This is a genomic window from Leifsonia sp. SIMBA_070 (genome assembly GCF_046534635.1).
Lineage (GTDB): Bacteria > Actinomycetota > Actinomycetes > Actinomycetales > Microbacteriaceae > Leifsonia.
The window spans coordinates 1-274 of sequence record NZ_JAWRYK010000247.1 but is presented as its reverse complement, the minus strand read 5'-3'; the positions used below and the strand labels follow the sequence as shown (position 1 = coordinate 274).

The 274-nt window shown below is 67.5% G+C and carries 1 protein-coding gene; it reads left to right on the top strand.

The features are described 5' to 3' along the window. The coding region (locus SB754_RS20220; RefSeq protein ID WP_410784155.1) for a sensor histidine kinase at positions 1–274 on the top strand (274 nt) is incomplete at both ends.

Sequence of the window (274 nt, the reverse complement as noted above, 5' to 3'; positions counted from 1 at the left end):
GGTCGACAACGCACTGCAACACGGTCAGGGCAGGACCGTCGTCGACACCCAGGAGTTGCCGGGCAGCGGCATGATCCGGATCTCGGTGTCGGATGAGGGGCCGGGCGTGACCGACGAGAGTGCACCGCACGTATTCCAGCGGGGTTATTCGGAGGGGGGCTCGAGTGGCGTCGGACTGTCGCTGGCGAGGTCGCTCATCGAGGCCGACGGCGGCCGGCTGGATCTGCTGTACCGCCGTCCACCGACGTTCGCGATCGTCGTGCCCAGATACGAC